Annotated in this window: 1 protein-coding gene; it reads right to left on the bottom strand. The window is 49.0% G+C overall.

The window, feature by feature from the left end:
* Positions 1-72 precede the first annotated feature (72 nt).
* Complete coding sequence (locus ACFSX3_RS22000; protein WP_209994894.1) at positions 73-1479, bottom strand: transposase; 1407 nt, start codon at positions 1477-1479, stop codon at positions 73-75.
* Between the last annotated feature and the right edge of the window lie 180 nt (positions 1480-1659).

The raw sequence follows: 1659 nt of genomic DNA, 5'->3' as shown, positions 1-1659 counted from the left end.
GAGTCAATTTCATAATTCGATTTGTTAAATAGCAAGACTGGGCCAAAATCTAAGGTCACATTTTTAAAAAGATTAGGCGATTTGCTGAGAGTTTCTCAACTGCTGGTTCAACTTGTCTAACGCAAACTTACTCAAATTGTACGCGAGCGTACTGAGCTGGAAATCGACACTGGCCCGGACACCGCGGTGGCGTGTGCGTTTCATCCCGAAATACTCTTTGAGATAGGCAAACACACGCTCCACTGCCGTACGTTTTTTGTACAGTTCTGTAAAACGTTCGCTACCTCTTGCGGGGTAGGAATGCAAACGTAAATCCGTTTGTATGCGGATTTTAAACACCTTTTGGCAATCGGAACCGGAAAGCGCACAGCCTTGGCATTCGCTAGGCCGGGTATACTTCAGGGTCTCGTATTTGGCATCAAAACTATCGTAACGATACGCATGACCTTGAGTGCAAACCGGAGTGTAATCCAGGTTCATTCCCGCAGGCGGGTCTTTGTGGTGAATCAGGGCAATCGCAGGATAGGCGCCGAGCGAATGAATCAACTGGTAGATCGCCGCGCAGTCGTATCCTTTGTCGCCCAAGATATGCTTAACCTTCAGCATCGGAAACTTCAGAAGCAGGCCTTTAAGAAGGACGACCGCCATACGCTGGTCATTCGGATTGGCCGAACTCCAGAGGCCACTGAGGATATACTGGCTGTTCGTGTCGACAAGCAGATTCGCCTTGAACCCGTAATAGCTGGTCATTCGGCCCTTTGTATTTTTCTTGTCACAACGCGCGGCTTGCCGGGGCAACGCGGTCAGCAGTTCATCGTACGTGTAGGGCAACATCGCTTCAATGGTTTTCTGGAACGGTCCGAGACTTTGTTCATAGGCTTCCATTTCCTCGCGCCGACGTTCCTTTTCCGCCTGGGACGGACGACCTGGCTTGCTGTACCTGGGTTTCTTCAGCGGTTCGTTCACCGTTTTAGGCTCAGTCTCAGGATGTTCGAGCTGAAGTTGCTCGGCCACCGGAGCTTCGTGTTTCTTTTGCTCCCGGCGAGCCGCACGACGCTTGGAGGCCGATTCGCTAAATTGGCAATCCCAAGCCTCGACCATGGAGGAATCCACCGCAAGATGGGTACCGCTCACAAAGCCTTCTTCTAGAGCAGAGGTTACGAGGCGATCCTGAAGTTGTTCGAGCATTCCCGTTTGCTCTAGTGCATGAATCAAACGAGAATAGGAGGACTGGCTTGGAATGTTGTCCGAGCCCGTAAACCGGCACTGGACTCGAAATTCGTGGCTATGAATCAGTCGACGGACCAAGGCAGAGACAAACTCGATGTTCTCCATTTTTGCAATCAGTAGCGAGTAGATCATGGCAGGTATGTTTAGTTTTTCAGGCCGTCCGCGATGGTTCTTTTTTCCCAGTGCGGACAGAACTGGAGCTAAATTCAAGTGTTCAAAGATTTGGCTGTATTTATCTTCCGGACCCATCTGGAGCAATTCCTCAAAGGAAAACAGTTCTTCTTGTCGAATAGAATAGATAGGGATTACCTCTTTTCTTCTCGGGTGTTGGTTTCGTCACCTATAACTTCGAGAATTTGGGGAGGTACTCCTTTTTCTATGCTCAAAAAAACCAGGTATAGCAAGGGTTTTTAATTATGAAATTGTCTC

The sequence above is a fragment of the Paenibacillus rhizoplanae genome, assembly GCF_042684125.1.
GTDB lineage: Bacteria > Bacillota > Bacilli > Paenibacillales > Paenibacillaceae > Paenibacillus_AQ > Paenibacillus_AQ rhizoplanae.
The sequence above is the reverse complement of the archived record's forward strand: the minus strand, read 5'-3'. Positions and strand labels throughout refer to the sequence as shown.

What these genes read in the sequence shown, in the direction of transcription:
- ACFSX3_RS22000 (WP_209994894.1), bottom strand. Translation starts at nt 1,479, where the DNA reads ATGGGTCCGGAAGATAAATACAGCCAAATCTTTGAACACTTGAATTTA.